The sequence below is a fragment of the Corynebacterium sp. genome (assembly GCF_012837295.1).
Lineage (GTDB): Bacteria > Actinomycetota > Actinomycetes > Mycobacteriales > Mycobacteriaceae > Corynebacterium.
Window position 1 is genome coordinate 1 of sequence record NZ_DURI01000333.1, and the last position, 2,743, is coordinate 2,743.

At 67.4% G+C, this 2,743-nt stretch carries 2 protein-coding genes and 1 pseudogene; all 3 read left to right on the forward strand.

Translation table 11 applies throughout. The features are described 5' to 3' along the window. A pseudogene (locus tag GX015_RS11010) lies at positions 1 to 158 on the forward strand (methylmalonate-semialdehyde dehydrogenase (CoA acylating)); the annotation flags it as partial. Positions 159 to 168: 10 nt separating this feature from the next. Beyond that, on the forward strand, positions 169 to 1,056 hold the full coding sequence (gene mmsB, locus GX015_RS11015; RefSeq protein WP_291345136.1) for a 3-hydroxyisobutyrate dehydrogenase: 888 nt from the start codon (positions 169 to 171) through the stop codon (positions 1,054 to 1,056). A gap of 122 nt (positions 1,057 to 1,178) precedes the next feature. Further along, positions 1,179 to 2,672: a GntP family permease gene (locus GX015_RS11020; protein ID WP_291345139.1), complete on the forward strand. Its 1,494-nt coding sequence runs from the start codon at positions 1,179 to 1,181 to the stop codon at positions 2,670 to 2,672. The last annotated feature ends 71 nt before the right edge of the window (positions 2,673 to 2,743 follow it).

Sequence of the window (2,743 nt, forward strand, 5' to 3'; positions counted from 1 at the left end):
ACCACACCTTCGGCGGCTGGAAGGCCTCCGGTTTCGGCGACCTGAACCAGCACGGCCCGGACTCGTTCCGCTTCTACACGCGCACGAAGACGGTCACCCAGCGCTGGCCCGACGGCGTCGCCACCGGTGCCGACTTCTCCATGCCGATCATGGATTAGGGGCTCGACGATGACCGACAACAACTCCACCATCGCCTTCATCGGCCTGGGCAACATGGGCGGGCCGATGGCCGCGAACCTCGCCGCCTCTGGCTACTCCGTCCACGGTTTCGACGTCGGCGCCGAGGCGCTGGCCGCCGCCCGCGAAGCGGGGATCGAGACCTTCGATTCCGCCGCTGCGGCGGTGGATGGCGCGGACACCGTCATCTCAATGCTTCCCAATGGCTCTCTGGTCGATGCGGTGGTCACGGAGGCGCTGGCCGTCGTCAAGCCGGGCACCCTGTTCGTGGACTGCTCGACGATCTCCGTCGACGACGCCAAGTCCATTCACAGCACCGTCGCCGGCGCCGGGTCCGCGTTCATCGACGCGCCGGTCTCCGGCGGGGTCGCGGGCGCCGCAGCCGGCACCTTGGCCTTCATGGTCGGCGGCGACGGGTCGGACGTGGCCCGTGCAACCCCGCTTTTCGACGTGATGGGCCGCGCCGTCACCCACTGCGGACCCGTCGGCGCTGGGCAGGCCGCCAAGGTGTGCAACAACATGGTGCTGGCAATTCATCAGCTGGCGATCGGCGAGGCCATGGTCCTCGGCGAAAAGCTGGGGCTGTCGGCCGAATCGTTCCACTCCGTGGTGTCGAACTCGACCGGCGCGTGCTGGGCGCTGACCGTGAACTGCCCCGTCGCGGGGCCCGTGCCCACGTCGCCGGCGAACAACGATTTCAAGCCCGGTTTCGCCACGGCGCTGATGGTCAAGGACCTCGGCCTGGCCATGGGCGCGCTCGACTCCACCGGGGCCTCCGCCCCGCTCGGTCGCACCGCCGCCGAGAAGTTCCGCGAATTCGCCGACGCCGGCAACGCACACCTGGACTTCTCCGCGATCATCAACACCCTGCGCGACTGACCCTCGCCGCGACCGCTCCACCCAGGGCGCCGGACGTGCCGCACGCACGACCGGCGCCCCTCCCCTTCCTTTTTCGCTCCTCCGTCCCCCCGCCCGTCTCCGTTCTTCATCCAGGAGGTCTCATGGCCCTCGCGCTGTTCGGCATTTTCCTGTCGCTCGCCTTCCTCATCTTCTTCGCCTACCGCGGCCACTCAGTAGTGGTCGTCGCCCCGCTTGCCGCGCTGCTCGCCGCCGTGCTGTCGGGGGCGCCGCTGCTGGCGACGTACACGCAGATCTTCATGCCCGCGCTCGGCGGGTTCATCATCAGCTTCTTCCCGCTGTTCATGTCGGGCGCGATCTTCGGCCACCTGATGACCATCAGCGGCCTGGCCCAGGACCTGGCCACCGGCATCTCCAGGTTGCTCGGCCCGAAGCGCGCGCTGCTGTCGACGGTGCTGGCCACGGCGCTGTTGACCTACGGCGGCGTGTCCGCCTGGGTCGTCGCGTTCACCATCGTCCCGATCGCCGTGGCCCTGTTCAAGGAGGCCGGGATCCCCAAGCGTCTCATGCCCGGCGCGCTGGCCCTGGGCACGATCACGTTCGCGCTGGCCGCCCTTCCCGGCAGCCCCCAGGTGCACAACGCCATCCCCACCAAGTACTTCGGCACCACCACGTACGCCGCTCCCATCGCCGGCTTGATCGGCGCCGCGCTGACCTTCGCGCTGGGCATGCTGTGGCTCGAGTACCGCGTGCGCAAGCTCAAGGCCGCCGGCGAAGTTTTCGAACCGGCCCCGGATCCGAAGCATGATTTCCACGACCTTGAAGGTCACGGCAGCACGTCCGAGGCCGAGTCCGTGGGCGTCAACCCGGACGCGCTTGGTCACGGTGAAACGTCGCCGGTGCTCACCCACGAGGGCGAGCGACTGCAGAATCCCGTCGCCCGCGGCCTGATCGGTTTCCTGCCGATCCTCGTCGTGATCGTGATGAACTACCTGTTCACCTACGTCTTCGCCGACATGATGAACTTCGACTACCTCGCCGAGGAGAAGTTCGGCGGCGTCGAGCTCAGCGCGGTCATCGGCGTGTGGTCGGTGACGGTGGCGCTGGTCACCGCGATCCTGCTCATCTTCGCCCTCAATCCGCGCAAGGCGAAGGACTACGTGACGGGGCTTTCCGACGGCGCCAAGACGGCCATCCTCCCCGCCTTCACCACCGCGTCCGAGGTCGGATACGGCGCCGTGATCGCCTCGCTGGCTGTGTTCGCGGTGCTGCGCGACGGGATCTTCTCCGTGAGCGAAAACGCCCTCGTCGTGTCGATCCTGTCCACCGGCGTCATTTCCGGCATCACCGGTTCGTCGTCGGGCGGTTTGAGCATCACCCTGTCGACCTTCGGCGAGGATCTTCAGCAGATGGCCGCCGCCGGTGGCATCGACATGGAGCTCATGCACCGACTGACCGCCATGGCATCGGTGAGCTTCGACTCCCTGCCGCACAATGGTGCGGTGCTGACGATGCTCCTCGTCTGCGGCCTCACCCACCGCCAGTCCTACAAGGACATCTTCATGGTGACGGTCATCGTGCCGCTGGCCGTGCTCGCCGTGCTCATCCCGCTGACCTTGGGCCTGGGCATCGTGTAGTCCCCGATTCTCGCGCCCCAAACACCTGCGTTCCGTGCAGATACCTACGCTCAAACGTGAGTATCTGCAAG